Source organism: Brevundimonas sp. NPDC058933 (genome assembly GCF_049315965.1).
In the GTDB taxonomy this organism is placed as follows: domain Bacteria; phylum Pseudomonadota; class Alphaproteobacteria; order Caulobacterales; family Caulobacteraceae; genus Brevundimonas.
Map to the genome: position 1 here is coordinate 515,327 of NZ_JBMOSL010000001.1, position 16,105 is coordinate 531,431.

The 16,105-nt window shown below is 63.8% G+C and carries 13 protein-coding genes; 6 read left to right on the plus strand and 7 right to left on the minus strand.

Annotated features, from left to right (window positions below):
• The first annotated feature begins 5 nt into the window (after window positions 1-5).
• A complete protein-coding gene (locus ACOZBP_RS02455) occupies window positions 6-1,559 on the plus strand; it encodes a LytR/AlgR family response regulator transcription factor (RefSeq protein WP_422674873.1) in 1,554 nt (517 codons plus the stop codon).
• 173 nt (window positions 1,560-1,732) lie between these two features.
• Entirely contained in the window at window positions 1,733-2,158 is a 426-nt protein-coding gene (locus ACOZBP_RS02460) for a hypothetical protein (RefSeq protein WP_422674874.1), read from the plus strand.
• A gap of 6 nt (window positions 2,159-2,164) precedes the next feature.
• Here the strand turns inward: ACOZBP_RS02460 and ACOZBP_RS02465 are convergent, their stop codons facing one another.
• From ACOZBP_RS02465 to ACOZBP_RS02490, 6 genes are all read right to left on the minus strand, one after another.
• Window positions 2,165-3,118, minus strand: a complete 954-nt coding sequence (locus ACOZBP_RS02465; protein ID WP_422674875.1) for a hypothetical protein — start codon at window positions 3,116-3,118, stop codon at window positions 2,165-2,167.
• Window positions 3,118-5,574 carry a fimbrial biogenesis outer membrane usher protein gene (locus tag ACOZBP_RS02470; protein ID WP_422674876.1) on the minus strand — a complete coding sequence of 819 codons (2,457 nt, stop codon included), beginning with the start codon at window positions 5,572-5,574 and terminating at the stop codon, window positions 3,118-3,120. The genes ACOZBP_RS02465 and ACOZBP_RS02470 overlap by 1 nt, the downstream gene beginning before the upstream one ends.
• Window positions 5,575-5,578: 4 nt before the next feature.
• A complete protein-coding gene (locus ACOZBP_RS02475; RefSeq protein ID WP_422674877.1) occupies window positions 5,579-6,331 on the minus strand; it encodes a fimbrial biogenesis chaperone in 753 nt (250 codons plus the stop codon).
• Between the two features lie 119 nt (window positions 6,332-6,450).
• Complete coding sequence (locus tag ACOZBP_RS02480) at window positions 6,451-7,068, minus strand: hypothetical protein (RefSeq protein WP_422674878.1); 618 nt, start codon at window positions 7,066-7,068, stop codon at window positions 6,451-6,453.
• A 122-nt stretch (window positions 7,069-7,190) separates the two neighbouring features.
• The gene (locus ACOZBP_RS02485; RefSeq protein ID WP_422674879.1) at window positions 7,191-7,760 is read right to left on the minus strand and encodes a hypothetical protein; all 570 of its coding nucleotides are present in this window, start codon (window positions 7,758-7,760) and stop codon (window positions 7,191-7,193) included.
• Between the two features lie 1,321 nt (window positions 7,761-9,081).
• Window positions 9,082-9,978: a LysR family transcriptional regulator gene (locus tag ACOZBP_RS02490; protein WP_422674881.1), complete on the minus strand. Its 897-nt coding sequence runs from the start codon at window positions 9,976-9,978 to the stop codon at window positions 9,082-9,084.
• A 97-nt stretch (window positions 9,979-10,075) separates the two neighbouring features.
• Here ACOZBP_RS02490 and ACOZBP_RS02495 point away from each other — a divergent pair, with 97 nt between their 5' ends.
• Genes ACOZBP_RS02495 through ACOZBP_RS02510 form a run of 4 tightly spaced genes read left to right on the plus strand, consistent with a single transcriptional unit; the run spans window position 10,076 to window position 13,647 of the window.
• A complete protein-coding gene (locus ACOZBP_RS02495) occupies window positions 10,076-11,281 on the plus strand; it encodes an MFS transporter (RefSeq protein ID WP_422674882.1) in 1,206 nt (401 codons plus the stop codon).
• Window positions 11,282-11,303: 22 nt separating this feature from the next.
• Window positions 11,304-12,398, plus strand: coding sequence for an alpha/beta hydrolase (locus ACOZBP_RS02500; protein ID WP_422674883.1), 1,095 nt, complete (start codon window positions 11,304-11,306; stop codon window positions 12,396-12,398).
• Window positions 12,395-12,904 (plus strand): (R)-mandelonitrile lyase, encoded by a 510-nt coding sequence (locus tag ACOZBP_RS02505; protein WP_422674884.1) that lies wholly within the window; start codon window positions 12,395-12,397, stop codon window positions 12,902-12,904. Before ACOZBP_RS02500 ends, ACOZBP_RS02505 begins: the two co-directional genes overlap by 4 nt.
• Window positions 12,901-13,647 (plus strand): SDR family oxidoreductase, encoded by a 747-nt coding sequence (locus ACOZBP_RS02510; protein ID WP_422674885.1) that lies wholly within the window; start codon window positions 12,901-12,903, stop codon window positions 13,645-13,647. The genes ACOZBP_RS02505 and ACOZBP_RS02510 overlap by 4 nt, the downstream gene beginning before the upstream one ends.
• Before the next feature lie 315 nt (window positions 13,648-13,962).
• Here ACOZBP_RS02510 and ACOZBP_RS02515 read toward each other — a convergent pair whose 3' ends face one another.
• On the minus strand, window positions 13,963-16,104 hold the full coding sequence (locus tag ACOZBP_RS02515) for an arylsulfatase (protein ID WP_422675474.1): 2,142 nt from the start codon (window positions 16,102-16,104) through the stop codon (window positions 13,963-13,965).
• Window position 16,105: the final 1 nt, after the last annotated feature.

A 16,105-nucleotide genomic window follows, 5' to 3' on the forward strand; every position in this document is an offset into this window, starting at 1 on the left:
GAGGGTTGAAGCAGGATTTCCGCCCGAGCGGAGCGCCCCTCGGCGAATGGCGTCTCTGTGTCGGCGAACAGCAGCGCTTTCCGGTGAACGGCGATAAGGTCGTCGACATGTGGCGGATTCTCTTCATCGCGATTCTCTTCATCTCGCTCCCGACGACGTTGCGGGCGCAGGAGGCGTGGGAGGCGTGTCGCGGCAAGGCAGGCTCAGCGGGCCCGGTGCTGAGCGACTGTCGCCCGTTGAAAGGGGTGATTGATCCGCAAGGCCGGGAGCTTTGGCTTCGATCCGTTGTGGAGAGGCCGTCCGGCGACGATCTCGTCGCGCTCTACGTTGTCGGCGTCGCTTCCTCGGAGGTCTGGCTCAATGGGCGGAAGCTGGGCGCGAACGGACAACCGGGCGCTTCGCGAGCGATAGAACTGCCCGGTCGTTATGAATCAGCCTTCCCCATACCCGAGGGTCTGTGGCGTCCTTCAGACAACGTCGTGGTCGTTCACATGTCGTCCTTCCATGGGACGGTGCGTCTGGATGGCCCCGTCGCCGCAATTGTAGTCGCCGCCTATCCCTGGCCGTCACGCACGGTTCCGCTCGGGATCGCCTTCATCGCAGCAGGAGCCCTGTTCGCCGCTGCTTTCGGTTTTGGTGTCATTTACAGCCTGCGTCGTACGAGCTCGAGCCTGGCTTTAACCGCTCTGGCAGGCATCGCGGGTTTTCAGGCCATCCTCGAAAGCCTTCGGGCGCTGGCGCCCTACGCCTATCCAGTTCACGGTTTACGGCTTGTGGGGATCTGGCTTCTAACCGCCGCCTTTGCAATTCTATTGGTCAGCTATGCTGTTTCGCGCTTCTGGCCGCAGGCGCGACGTTCGCTCACCTTGCTTGCAGTAGCAGCCGTCGGGGCGACCTATCTGGCGCACGGGTTTGATATGAAAACCGTGCTGGCCCTGATCATCGGGATGGCGCTGTCAGCGGCTGTGGCGGCGGTCGCCGTGTATCGTCGGCTCCCGGGGGCGCGTCTGACTCTGGCCTATCTGGGCGTCTTTCTGGCGATCGGGACGCTGTTTCCTGCCTGGCTGATCGACTTATCCTACTATCTCTTCGCGGCGGGACTTGTACTTCCCCTTTTGATGGCTGAGGTCGTGAGACTGGGGCGCGATGATCAGAAGCGTGAGGCTGCGCTGACGCGCGCCGCCGCGCGACCACACTGTCTGACGGTAGCGTCTTCGCGCGGGGTTGAACGTGTGCCCCTCGAAGACATCATGGCCGTGGTTGGGGCGGACGACTATGTCGAACTGCGACTGACGAAAGGGCGTCAGCTATTACATGCCGCTCGCCTTGATCGACTCGAGGCAGAACTGCCGACGACCTTCCTGCGGACCCACCGCTCGGTGATCGCCAATCTCGCCCATGTCCGTGGCTTCGAGCGTGATGGCGCAAGGGGAAGGTTGCTGATGGATGAAGGCTCCCCCCTGCCCATCAGCCGTAGTCGGTTCCAGGCCGTTCGCGATGCGCTTGATGATCCTGGCTTGTTCCACGCGCCGAGTCTCGAAGCCAGACAGGTTCTGTAGCGCCTGGACAAATCCATCTGCGGAACCAAACCGTGGCGACCACGGTATGGAGTTTAATGGCCATCATCCAGCATCTCGCATTGAGACATCTTGGATAACCAAAGTTCACCATCCTGCTTAAATCGACCTTGAGCCTCGTCGCCTAGGGTCACCTAAGAAATAAGGGGTGTCTGATGAGCGCGAACCGAGCCAAAGGCGTATTGTTCTCTCTGGCGGCCGTCATGCTGCTGGCGGAGCCGGCGACTGCGGGGCCGGTCATCAACATCATGGGTCGGGTAGCCACGGTATGCCGTGTCTCACTGGACGGCGGCGCCGCGCCGACGATAGGTGAGGGCGAGCAGATGCTCGGTCGACTGACCGAGCTCTGCAATAATGTCGAAGGGTACCGTCTGGTGCTGTTGCATCCTGCGGGGCTCGAAGGCGCCTTTGTCGTTCTGGGCGGCGAGCGCATTCCCATCGCTTCCGGTGCGACCCGGACCGTCATCGTTGACAGCAACCGTCCGGCCTATCGCGAACGCGACATGACGCTCGTTCTGGCCGAAGGGTCCGAACCTGTTGCGGTCAACATCGAAGCCCAGCCGAAGGGCGCGATCTTCTAGGCGAGATTAAAGACGGTTCGAGCAGCCGTCGGGCGACGAAAGTCCTGCACGGGGTGTGAAGGTCAGGGTCACGACATCAGAATAGCCGCCTGCTGGAATCCTGGCCGCCTGATCCTGAGCCAGATCGACCTGGACGGGGTGGGCGCGACCAGAGGGCGCGGGCGTACGCGTGCAACTCAAGATGGAACCGGCCTGAACGGGCACGCCGGACAGCCGCATGGCGTAGTCCAGGCCATAGAGGTCGCCCTCACGGCGCTGCAGACGCCCCCAGCGAGAAGCCACGCCTATGTCATACGGCACAGTGGACTGGGTCGTTACAACAAGACCGCGTGAAGCCACGCCGCCAGCCGCGTTCAGCGGACCAAAGGCGATTTCTCCCCGACGGATTCCTGCAGCCCCCACATAGGTCGAGATGCGCTCAGGCACGTTCAGGTCCACGGCGAGACCCGCGCCTTGCTGAAAATCGGGAGACCCGAGCATCTGGTCTCCGGAGTAACAGACGAAGCGCGCCTCCAGAGCCTCGTAATAATCCCCGGCTGCAGCGTCCTGACCGGCGGGCAGGCTGAATCTCAGCGTTTCTGTCACAACGTCGCCAGACGGGCCTTGGCCAAAGCCGACCAGGGCGCCGTTGGTGGCGTTGGGCTGCTCAGCTCCGCCGACGAAGACCTGGCGGGATGTGTCGCGATTCCAGCGAATGTCGTACCCTCCGGGCCCTGTGCCGATCCGGGGAGCCGCGGCCGGAGAATCCGTGTCGGCCAGAAGGAAACGGACCGCCGTGGCCGCGCTGTCGATCCGGCGCACGCGCAAGGTGAAGCTGCGCTCGATCGGCGCGGCCGAAAAGGGATCATAGGTCAGCGACAGATCGGTGCCGGTGATCTGAAAATCGGCGCAGCCGGCGGCTGCGACCTGAGGTGCAGCCAGGGCCAGGACGGCGGACGCAGCGAGCAAGAGCGTTTTCATCAGCGATTCTCCGGGCGAAGGACGCCGACCCGCACCAGGCCATCAGCCTGAGCGGGAACGTCGAGAATATAGACGGTTGAGGAGGACGGCGAGCTTTCAATGCGCCAGCGACCGGGGCGCAGCCCCTGAATCGAGAAACGGCCAGAGGCATTGGTGAACATGCGCACCGGCGGACGTTCCGGATGGTTCAATTCTACAGCCTGTCCGACCCAAAGTTTGAGGGGCTGCTCCGTCCCATCGTGCAATTGGCCGACCGCGGATACGAAGTAGTCCGAACCTACGGTAATGAGATAGCCCGACCGATAAGGCGGGAGCACCTGAACCGAGCCAGCGCCCAGGTCGTACCCCGGCGGGGCGTCAGGAACGTCGAAGGTCAGGACGCGGGGCGAATAGGCGCTGAGCTCTGGCGAGACTGCGCCTCCGAGGGGGCCGGATCGCGCCGAGAAGAACTCGTCGCGCGGCTCCACGTAGACACGGGCGCCGTCCAGCGACCGATGCGAACGCACCAGGGCGAAGCTGTCGTAGATGGGACGCGATACCCCGAACGCACCGTCTGCGAAGGCCAGAGACGCGCCTGCGCGCAGCGAGGTCCGCTGGTCCGTGATATCGCCGCCGTCAGCATCGAAGAAGGTCTGGTGGCTGGCGCCCAGTTCGACGCGGTTGAGCACGTTGGTGATCGAGGCGTTGACCCCGGTGGCGGTTTCCGAGCGGTCGATATTGGCCGCTGCGCTCCAGGAGTGGACGCCGCGTCCACGCGACGTCTGATAGCCTACGCGGGCGCGGTCGCGTCGCGTATCGACCTCGGCCGTGCCGCTCGAAAACTGGCTGAAGCGATAGGTTAGAGCCAGGCGAACGCCGTATTCTTCCTGGTTCCGGCGATCTTCATAGATACCCTCAAGGCTCCACAGCAGGCGCGGACTGGCCCGCCAGCCATAGGTGGCGCGAAGCGTGCGCTGGTCCGGTTCGGCGCCCCGTCCGGCCGAATAGAAAGCGTCGGTCGTGACATACTGTGTTGCACCGATGGTGTGGGCATAGGTCAGCCCTGCTTCCCAGGCGTAACGATTGTCCGCGGCCAAGGCCCCTGGCGTGGCGAAATCTTCGCTGACCGTCTGGAAGGTGGCTGTCACCGTGCGCGCGGCGCTGAAGCCGTCGCCGAAAGTACGTTCAAAGCTGGCGTTGATGGCATAGCCTTCGCCGATGCCGTTGATCGACGAAGCGGCGATGTCGCCGCCCAAGGTTCCGATCGGCGAGGCCCAGACCATTTCAGCGCCCAGGACGCCGCCACTGTCGTTGACGCGGAAGTTGCCGCCCGCCGTCAATTCGTCGGTCAGGCCGCGCCGGTAGAAACCGGAGGCTCCCAACGTGTCCGAATAGTCAATGCCGCTGCCGTCCGGGCTGCTCTCCAGGCCCCCGAAGAAGCCAAATTCCGTCAGGCCCCGCGCCAGAAGGCTGCGGTCAAAATTGAGCGAGAAGTTGATGACGTTTTCGCGGCCGGAGTCGTCACGGATCACGAGCCGCACGTCATTCGCACCCTGGGCGAAGGGGAAATCGCGAATGTCGTAAGTGCCCGGGTTCAACCGAGTCTGCTGAACCGACCGACCGTTGATGAAAGTCTCGACGGTCGAAGGCCGCTCCAGCGTAAAGGTGCGTTGGCCGCGTGGCTGGACGTTTCGCTGTGGTTCCAGTTCCGCATAGGAACGCACGATCGAAAGACCGGCCATGGAAGATGCGCCGGAGAATCCGCGTGAGACCGGCTCCAGGTCGCCCGCTGTATAGCGGGCGGTGCGGGCCAGATCGTCATAGACAAGCCGCGTCCCGTCGCGACCGAAGTCGTTGCTGATGGTCGCTTCATTCTCGAGGACGAAACCCTGGTAGCGCACGGCGCTGTCCAGCAGAATGGTCGGAGTGTCGAAGCCGGTGTCGTCCGCCAGGCCCTGATGGATGTAGTCGGCTGTGGCGAAGGCGGTGATGTAGCCGGACAGTTTCGCCGGTTCAGCCAGTCGGCCGACGATCCCATAGTTTGAGCCAGCGATGCTGATGGCCTGGCGGGGTCTCATAGTTGGATCGAGCGTCAGCACCAGGCCAAAGGTCGCGGGATCATAGGCCAGCGGCAAGCCCAACTCGGCCAGAGCGTCCGTGGACAGCCTGTCCTGACCGGCCACAGCCAGGCGGATGCGAGAGAGGTCGCTTGGCGAGACGCGTGGCTCGATGAGGGGCATCAAGGTGGCGAGATCCACCAGGATGCGGTCGTCGGCCGTCAGAATGTAGTCAACCTCCCCCAGAACGAACTGTCCGTCGCGGAGCGGGCCGCCCAGAGGGATGTCGCGCCCCGAGGGATTGAGGCGATCGGGCAGGGGGGCAGGCGCCGTTTGAATGACTTCGTTGTATGTGGTCGCCCACGCCGGAGTCATGGAGCCGGCGGCGGCAGTAACAACTGCCAGAGGCCAGAGCTTCATCAGATCAGCGCCCTTCAACCGGGGCGATGTCCACCACGACAGAACCCTCGGCGCTCGGCAGGTCCAGGTTGATCGGCAAGCGACGGGTCGCGCCTGAAGGAATCAGGCCCAGACCCATGCGACGCTGAATTTCATCCGGCTCGAACGACTCGCGGAAGATGACGGCGCCTGCCGCGTCCCGTTGGGTGACGGTCAAGCGGCCACGTCCCACATAGCCGTAGGTTGCGCCGGTGTTGCTGACATGGATCACCGGGAAGATGCGGCCATCCTTGTCGGTTTCGATCGCTGCAGAGGCGACGCTGAGGGCGGACCGGGCGCCGCTGGCGCCAACGCTGACCAGAACCTTGAAATTATAGAGCACCTGCACGGCGTTCTCGTTTTCGGGCAACTGCACAGGCAGTTGCGCGACCGAGACATAGTAGTGGCGACTGGCGGTCGGAGCCGGATCGCCTACCCACTGGACCCGGAAAGCCTGGGACTGGCCGGGTTCGACCGTGGCGGTGGCGGGAAAGACGAGGAGATCTTCGCTCTCCGCATCGGTTTCGCGGAATTCGCCGTCCACCAGTTCAACAGGGCGAGCCACCAGTTCGACCGGCACCGTCGTGGTGAAGGTGTTCTGCAAGGTGACGACGGCTGAGCTGCGTCGTCCTGACGACAAGAGATCGAGAACGACCGGCTGCACATTCAGCGCGGCGGCTGGAATACCCGATGCGAGAAGCGCGGCTCCGGCCAGGCAGATGGCTTGTAAAGTCCGCAACGCACCGCCGAACATGGCATTCCTTGAATTTACTAGGGGTAGGAAAGAAACCGGACCGGCCTGATCAGGCCGGTCCGGCGATATCCCGGTCATGTGAAATCGGGATTAACGGGCCGTGATTAGGCGCTCGGCGTCACGGTCACTTCAACCGAACCGGTGTAGGTGCCGGCGGCCAGGCGACGGTCGGTCAGCGACGACCAGTTGGTGGCGGTCGGCGTCGAGCCGTTCGAAGAAGCGACGGGAGCGCCGTTGCTTGCGGCTTGGGCGAAGCGCACGTGGGTGTTGCTGTCCGACAGGCTGATGTGGCCGCCGAAGCGCGAGGCGACGGTGCTGGCGCCGGCCGAGCTGGTCGAGTCCAGGGCGACGCCGTTCAGCGAGGCGTCCAGGTTGTAGTTGATGAACTGGGCGAAGCCGCCGTCGGTCAGGCCGGAGCCGGTCGAGCCGGTGCGGGCCAGGACAGCGCGCTTCACTTCGACGGTGTTGTTCACGCCGTTGCAGAAGGCGATAATGCGAGCGCCGTTCAGGGCGTTGGCGATTTCGGTGGTGACGCCGGTGCGGACCTTGGCGTCGGCGTCGGTCAGATCAGCGCCGAGCGTGACGGTGGTTTGCTGGGCCGAAACGCCGCACTTCGCAGCAACCGAAGCGTTGATGGCGACAGATTGCGTGTCTTGGGCCGAAGCGGCGCCGGCGACCAGCAGGGCAGCAGCCGAAGCGGCGGCGAAAGCAATACGGTTCATGTTGGGAGTCCTGAACATAGGGCCGGTCTTGACCGGCGGGATGATCGAGCAGAGCAAGACGCCCTGTCCCGAGGGGTTCGGCCAACGCGGTAGCGCCGACACGAATGAGGTGAAGCGACGCGTCATGCGCGCGCTGCAATGCTGATGGTGACGGTGTCGCTGTAGTCGCCCGCCGCCAGTCGGCGTCCGAGCGACGACTGAGCGGGCCAATCAACAGTGAGGGTCGCGTCGCCGCCAATTGAGACGCCGTCGCCAGAAACCAGGCCGCTCGGGCGGGCCAGTATGCAGTCGCCACCCTCGACCAGGCCCGTGGAAAGGCAGCGGCCGCTGCGGACCAGACCGGTGTCGGTATCGACATCAAGGCTGAGGCCGTAGACCTTGTTGAAGGCGTAGCCCGACAGATCATCGGACGCAGACCGGTTGGTCAGACGTCCTTCTTCTGACCTGGCGGTGACTGCGAAAGGCGTGTTGCAATCGATGCGCAACACCAGGCTCTGCGAGTGGGCGTCCTCCAGGTCAGCGGACGCGTTCAGCACTGCAGCCGCGTCGCTGGAAAAGCCGCAGCGCTCCATCACCGACGCCGTCACAGCGATCTCGACGCCATCCGTCGATTGCGCGCGGGCGCTCCCGGCGACTGCGGGCGTCGCGGCGGCGACGCAGATGGTCGCCATTTTCAACAAGCGTGCGAACAAGGCCCGCCCCCCAATCACCCGAACGCCCCCGCGGCGATCATCTTCGGAACCTGCCCTTCAAAAGCCGGGCCATTCCAATTTGGGACATCGTTGATCGAATTTCGCTTTTTCAATCAAGTGAAATTAATAGTTTCTTAACTAATAAATGGGGTTGCGTGAAATTTGCCGAGCCGCTGTCAGCCTCTTCCCGAATAATATCGGTGCGTCGGGACGGCTCGTCTCGCTAGGAGGAGCCGCGCGCGCCATCTGTCTCATATCGGGAATGAGCTTTCCGACATCGTGTAAGCGCTCCCTGTCCAAGCCAAACTCGTGGCCGGACCTTGGCTCCGTCTTGGGCCTATTTGAAAGACGCAGGAGAGGGCGCGCAGTTCGGTCAGGAGGCGCCCTGATTCCTCGGGGCAATGATCGGATCACTCAGGACGCCATCGAACGCCTTCGGATTGAGTGACACTGGAGAAAGGGCGCCGGAAGAAATTCTGGAGCAGCTGGGAAATCAATTCTGGTGCGATTTCGGAAAACAATCGAAACGGCGGTCAATTGTGGTTCGTTACTGGAAAACCGACACTTCTCGCAGGACGGCTTAATCGCATAAGATATATTATGCGAACTTTGTGTTAGCGTATTGCTCTTAGGTGTCAGCGCGCCAAGTTCGCTGGATTCGCCAATAGATCCGGCGTTCGGTGCCTGGTTGTCTGGATTCCGGTCCCTGGTTCGTCGGACTCGCTAGTCGGATCAGGGCTTTCCAGCTCACAGCTAACTGCGGTGTAGATGAGCTCGTTGGCTGTCACGCGACGCGTTCTAGCGGCGTCACGCACATCTTGCGCAAAAGTCTCAGGAATGCTGATGGTGATATGCACAGCGTCGTTCTCGACAGCGAAAATGTGCGGATGGGTTGCAAGCCGATTACGGATAAACGCTGACACTGCTTGAACGTAAGCATCTGCGGCTCGAGTTCCGCGGCGCGCTGCCAGAGCTTTCATCCGCTCATGCACCGGCCGAGGTAGCCTCAAACTCATGGTCTGTCTCTGTCTGTGATCCTGCCCAAGCGGAACGGAAGAAGGTCGAGATGCTGTTCGCCCACCTCAAGCGCATCCTCAGGCTCGACCCGAGACGAGTTCCTCCTCGCCGCCACCGCCCAGAACCTGCGCAAAATGGCCCGCCTGATCCCCTTACAGACCGCACCGGCGCCCGCCTGAAGGCCTGAAGCGTCGCGAACCGCGTCACAGCCTGACAACCGAGCCGTGCTGTCCCGTTAGTCAGCCGACTTTTTCAACGGTATCCGCCAGCAGCGGACATTGACGTCTGGCTGGAAACCAGACCTTCAGCTTGATCGATAGCGCAGGGCGTCCACGACGATCTGAAAGGCGGCGAGGTTTTGTCTGCGGCTCGGATAGTAGAGGAAATAGCCGTCGAACATCGGAGACCAATCGTCGAGGACGAGTTCCAGTGAGCCGTTTGCGATGCGGGACGCGACGATGTCTTCCGGCACATAGGCGATCCCCAGCCCGCTGACCGCCGCGTCGATCATGGCGTAGGAATTGTTGAAGGTGACCTGGCCGTCGACGCGAACGCGCAGGGCCTGACCGTCCTTCTCGAACTCCCAGGCATAGAGGCTGCCGGCCGACTCGTGGCGCATGTTGATGCACGAATGGGCGACGAGGTCCTTCGGATGAACCGGCCTGCCGCGTTTGGTAAGGTAGCCGGATGAGGCGACGGCGACGAGCCGCCAGTCGGGGCCGATGCGCACGGCGATCATGTCCTTCTCGACGCTTTCGCCGAGCCGGACGCCGGCATCGAACCGCTCCTCGACGATGTTGCGGAAGGTGCTGTCGAGGATCAGTTCGACCTTGATGTCGGGATAGGCGGCGAGGACCGGCTTCAGCTTGGGCCAGACCACGCTGTCCAGGGCATGGTCGGACAGGGTCAAACGGATAGAGCCCGCCGGCCGGTCCCGCACGCTGGTCAGACTTTCGATCTCCTGTTCGATCTCGGCCAGGCGCGGGGTGATCGTCTGTAGCAGACGTTCGCCCGCCGCCGTCGGCGCGACGCTGCGCGTCGTGCGGTCGAGCAACCGGATGCCGAGACGAGTCTCAAGCTGACGGATGGCATGGCTAAGGGTGGACTGGGCCACGCCGATCCGGGCGGCGGCCTTGGTGAAGCTGCGTTCCTCCGCGACGATCTGGAACCAGGTCAACTGGTTCAGGTCCGATCCCGCCATCGACGGCCTCCTCGATTAATCGTCTGTATCGATTAGTCCATGCCGATTTCTATGGCTAATCGCTTTGAAGGCCAGCGCCTAGTTTGTCTCTCGAAGAATGAGGGAGACGACGTTGCTGGCGGCCACCGCACCGACATCCAAAGCTCCGACACCGATCGCCGCCTGGGGCGCGGTGCTGTCGATGGCGCTGTGCGTCGCGTTGCTGATCGCCTCGGAGTTCATGCCGGTCAGCCTGCTGACGCCTATGGCCGAGGGTCTCGACGCCTCCGTCGGGCAGACCGGTCAGGCCGTCTCGATCAGCGGCCTGTTCGCCGTCATCGCCAGCCTGGGGGTGAGCACAGTAGCGGGGCGTTTGAACCGCAAATGGGTTCTCGTCGGCCTGACGGGTCTGATGGGCACCTCGCTGGTGCTGGTCGCAGCCGCCCCGAACTTCGAGGTTCTGATGGTCGGCCGCGCCTTGCTGGGCCTGTGCATCGGCGGCTTCTGGGCGCTGGCGACATCCGTCATCATGCGGCTGGTCCCGCCGTCGGACGTGCCGCGCGCCCTGGCGCTGATGTATGGCGGGCAGGCGATCGCCGCCGCCTTCGCCGCGCCGATCGGCAGCTATTTCGGCGGCCTGTTCGGTTGGCGGGAAGTCTTCTGGGCGCTGTCGCCGCTCGTCGTCGCCAATCTCGCCTGGCACATCGTCGCCCTGCCGTCGCTGCCCGCCCGTGGACAGCGGGGGATCGGCGACATGCTGGACCTGCTGCGTCGCCGCTATTTCCTGATCGGCCTGATCGCCTCGATGCTGTCGTGGGGATCGGCCTTCACCCTCTTCACCTATCTGCGCCCCTTCCTCGAACAGGTGACGGGCGTGGGCGTCACCGGCCTGTCGATCCTGCTGCTCGCGCTTGGTTGCGCCGGGTTCGTCGGCACCTGGGCTTCTGGTCGCTTCATCAAAGGTGACGTCTCCAGGCTTTTGCGCCTGCCCGCTTTGATCATGGGCGCGGTCACTGCCGGGCTGCTGGTCCTGGGCGGCTGGCCGATCGCGGCTGGCCTTCTTCTGATCGTCTGGGGCGCGATGAACACCGCCATGTCGGTGATCTGGATGACCTGGATGTCGCAGAACGCCGAAGACGCGCCTGAAGCCGCCGGCGGTCTGATGGTCGCCGCCGTCCAGGCTTCCATCCTGTTGGGCGCCGTCGTCGGCGGCCTGCTGCTCGACCACCTCTCGATCCACGCCGTCCTGATCGCCAGCGTCGCCCTCGCCGCCATGGCCGTGCTGATCGTCCGCGACGGCCGCACCCTGCTGAAACCCCGCTGAACAGAAACCCACGGAGCCCGACATGACCCCGACTTCCCCCGACCTTCAGACCCGCCAGTCGACCGCGATGGACCGTCGCGGCCTGATGAAACTGACCGGCGCCGGCGTGACCGCCCTGGCCGCCGCCTCCCTCCTCCCCACCTCCAATGCAAGGGCGCAGACCATGACCAGCGACTGGGACAAGGTGTTCCCCCGCGACGAAGCCGTCGACCACCAGAAGGTCACCTTCACCAACCGCTACGGCATTACCCTGAGCGGCGATCTGTATCGACCCAAGGGTCGCGACGGACAGCGCCTGGCGGCGCTCGCCGTCGGCGGTCCGTTCGGCGCGGTCAAGGAACAGTCGTCGGGTCTCTATGCCCAGACGATGGCGGCGCGGGGCTTCGTGGCCCTGGCCTTCGATCCGTCCTTCACCGGCGAAAGCGGCGGCGAGCCCCGCAATGTCGCCTCGCCCGACATCAATACCGAAGACTTCATGGCGGCGGTGGACTTCCTCGGCCTGCACCCCTCGGTCGATCAGGAGCGGATCGGCGTCATCGGCATCTGCGGCTGGGGCGGCATGGCCCTGAACGCCGTCGCGGCCGACAAGCGGGTCAAGGCCGTCGCGAGCAGCACCATGTATGACATCAGTCGGGTGTCGGCGCGCGGCTACAACGACAGCGTCACGCCCGAGCAGCGGGCCCAATCACTGGAGCAGATGAGCCGCCAGCGCTGGGAGGATGCGCGCAACGGCAGCCCCGCCTACGGCCCTGCGTCCAACGAACTGAAGGGCGGCGACCCGCAGTTCATGATCGACTACCACGCCTACTATATGACGCCGCGCGGTTACCATTCGCGGGCGGTGAACTCGGGCAATGCCTGGACGCAGACCAACCCGCTGTCGTTCATGAATATGCCGCTGCTGACCTATATCGCCGAGATTTCCCCGCGACCGATCCTGCTGATCCACGGCGAGAACGCCCACTCCCGCTATATGAGCGAGACCGCCTTCGCGGCGGCGGCGGAGCCCAAGGAACTGCTGATCATCCCCGGCGCCAGCCACGTCGATCTCTATGACCGCCTCGACGTCATCCCGTTCGACCGGCTGACGCGCTTCTTCGAGGAGCATCTGGCTTGATCGGTTCAGTTCTCTCAGCCACGGCCGCCCTGCTCGGCGGCGAAACCCTCACGCAGTCGCGAGAAAGCGCTCCCGTCATGGAAATCACCCGCAAGGCCGACCAGACCACCATCGACGGTCCGGCCGAATGGTTCACCGGCCGCGTCACCATCAGCGGCCAGTTCCAGCGCGAGGCGCCCTCGCGCGTGGGCGGCGCCGTCGTCCACTTCGAGCCGGGCGCCCGCACGGCCTGGCACGTCCATCCGCTGGGCCAGACCCTGATCGTCACGGAGGGCGTCGGTTGGACCCAGATCGAGGGCGGCCCGAAGCTGGAGTTCCACGCCGGCGATGTCCTGTGGTGCCCGCCCCAGCACAAGCACTGGCACGGCGCCACGCCCCATGAAGCCATGACCCACATCGCCATCCAGGAAAGCCAGAACGGCTCGCCCGTCACCTGGATGGAGCAGGTCACCGACGAACAGTATCTCGCCGACACGTCGGCCACCGAAGCAAAGGCAGACCAATGACCGACAACATTACCGGCAAGACCGTCGTCATCACCGGCGCATCGAGCGGCATGGGCGCGGCGGCGGCCCGACACCTGGCCGAAAAGGGCGCCAACGTCGTCCTCGGCGCGCGGCGCACCGATCGCATCGAGGCCCTCGTGGCCGAGATCGCCGAAGCAGGCGGCAAGGCCATCGCCGTGGCGACGGACGTGACGAAGCGGGAAGACCTCCTGCGTCTCGTCGGCGCCGCCGTCGAGACCTATGGCCGCATCGACGTGCTGATCAACAACGCGGGCGTCATGCCCCTGTCGCCGCTGGAGCGGGTCAAGGTCGACGAATGGGACCAGATGATCGACGTCAATCTGAAAGGCGTCCTCTATGGCGTCGCCGCCGCCCTGCCCCACATGATCGCCCAGAAGTCCGGTCACATCATCAACGTGTCGTCGGTCGCGGGCCACAAGCTGTTCGGCGGTTCGGCCGTCTATTCCGCCACCAAGTTCGCAGTGCGCGCCCTGTCGGAAGGCCTCCGTCAGGAGATGGCGCCCCACAATATCCGGGCCACGATCATCTCCCCCGGCGCAGTCAAGACTGAACTCCTCGACCACATCAGCGAGACGGACGTCCAGAAGGCCAACCAGGATTATGTGGGTCAGATTGGCGTGCCCGCTGAGACGTTGGCGCGGCTGGTCGCTTTCGCCATCAATGAACCCGAGGATGTCGGGATCAACGAAATACTGTTCCGCCCGACTGCGCAGGAGCTCTAAGTTTCTCAAAGGCTTTTTGCCGGGTGATCGCCAGATCACCCGGCAATGCAGCGCTTTAAGCGGCATCCCGATGACCTCCGGTGAGTAGGCGTCTTTGGCGGCGCCCGGGGTCTCGGATGCGCCAGGTGCGGACATTCATCAGCTGCCGAAATGCCGACCTTCGACCAACAACACTAGTCCGGCTCAAATCCACCGGTGCCCGGAAGGCGCCAACCTATCGGCCCCATCATGAAGATAGAGGCCCGCTTCTCGCGAAGCGGGCCTCCAATGGTCAACGTCGCCATGCCTGTCGACGCCAACCAACAGCAGACGTCGTCAGTCGACGGCCATCGCGGCCGCCGCCAGTTTCTCAAGATCGATATACTGTTCCTTCTCGACCGAGACGGCGACGAACTGGATTTCGCCGCCCTTGAACGCGCCGGGCGAGGCGTATTCCTCGCTGACGGCGTCGCCGCTGTCACGACCCACGCACAGGCCGTCGCCGGACAGGGTGAACTTGCCCAGTTGGGTCTTCATGGGACCGGAGGCGACCGCATTCTCATTGACGTAAAGCGTGGTGGCGCCGTGGGATTCGCCGTACTCGCCGGCCTTCTCGCGCAGGAACTCCATGCCGAACGTGTATTTGCCCGGCTTGAGCGGTTCGGAGACGAACTTCTGCTCCGGCTTGATGCCGAGGAAGTTGTAGACGTAGTGCAGCTTGCGATCCTTGATGAACAGGCTGTGCCCGCCAAACCGTGAGCCGTGGGCGAAGACCACGCCCGAGCAGTCGGCGTCGGTGATCTCGACATCGGCCAGGATCTTGTAGGATCGACCCCTGATGTTGACCGCCACGCCTTCCGGCACCGGCGACGTCCCGGGATAGTAGACATAGCGGTCGCGCGGCGGCTCTGAGCCGGGGCGCTCCATGGCCAGCATCTCGGCGGCGCTGCGGTCGTCCAGCGGCAGCACCTTGTTGATCTCGGCCTCCTCGAACCAGGCCTTGACCAGCGCCTCAACCTTGTCCGGATGCTCCTTGGCCAGGTTGGTGGATTCCGAACGGTCCTTGTCGACGTTGTACAGTTCCCACTCGTCCTGATCGAAGTGACCCTTGCCGGTCAGCGGCGCGTGCAGGGCCGCGGCCTTCCAGCCATCTTCCCAGATGCCGCGCGTGCCCAGCATGGCGTAGTACTGGCGCTTCTTCTTCGTCGGAGCATCGGCGCTGGCCTCGAAGCTGTAGCGCATGGACACGCCGGACAGCGGGTATTGCTCGACGCCGCGATAGGTCTTGGGCATCTCGACCCCGCAGACCTCCAGGATGGTCGGCACGATGTCGGTCGAGTGGTGATACTGGTTGCGGACCTCGCCCTTGGCCTTGATGCCCTTGGGCCAGGAAATGACCATCGGACAGCAGGTGCCACCGGCGTATTCCGAATAGCGCTTGAACATCTGGAACGGCGTCGAGAAGGCCGCCGCCCAGCCGGTCGGATAGTGGTTGTAGGTCTCCGGCCCGCCCAGGACGTCCAGGTATTTCAGGTTTTCCGAGAGTTCGTCGGGATAGTTGTTGAAGAACTTGTTCTCGTTGACCGACCCGTTGGGGCTGCCTTCGCCGGACGCGCCGTTGTCCGCGCAATAGAAGACGATGGTGTTGTCCAGCTGGCCGGACTTTTCGAGATAGTCGATCAGACCCCCCATCTGGACGTCGGTGTATTCCGAGAAGCCGGCGTAGACCTCGGCCATCTTCGAAAACAGCTTCTTCTCGTCGGCGCTCAGCGAATCCCACGGACGAACGGCGTCGCCGGGATTGGCCACGTCCTCGGGCAGCGGGTTCAGCGGGGTCAGCTTGGTGTCGGCCGGCAGCAGCCCCTTCTCGATCATGCGCGGCAGGACCCATTCACGATAGGCTTCATAGCCGTCGTCGAACTTGCCCTTGTACTTGTCGATATATTCCTTGGGCGCGTGGTGCGGGGCGTGGTTGGCGCCCGGGCACATCCACATGAACCACGGCTTGGAAGGATTGCTGGCCTTCTGGTCGCGGATCATCTGAAGGGCCTGATCCACCAGGTCCCTGGACAGGTGGTAGCCATCCTCGGGGCCGTAGGGCTGGTCGATGAAACGGTTGTCCTCGGTCAGGTCCGGATACCACTGGTTCGTCTCCCCGCCCAGGAAGCCGTAGAAGCGATCGAAGCCCTTCTGCAATGGCCATTCCGAACGATAGCCGCCGCCGGCGATGTCCTGTTCGGGAATATTGTGCTCCTTGCCCAGCCAGAAGGTGCTCCAGCCCGACTCCTGCAGCACCTGGCCGATGGTGGCGCATTCGGCCGGGGTCCGGCCGCTCCAGCCCGGGTAGCCCTGGGCGCCTTCGGTGATGCACGACATGCCGTTCAGGTGGTGGTTGCGACCGGTCAGGAAGGTCGACCGCGTCGGCGAACACAGGGCCGTCGTATGCCACTGCGAATAGGTCAGGCCGTTCTCGGCCAGC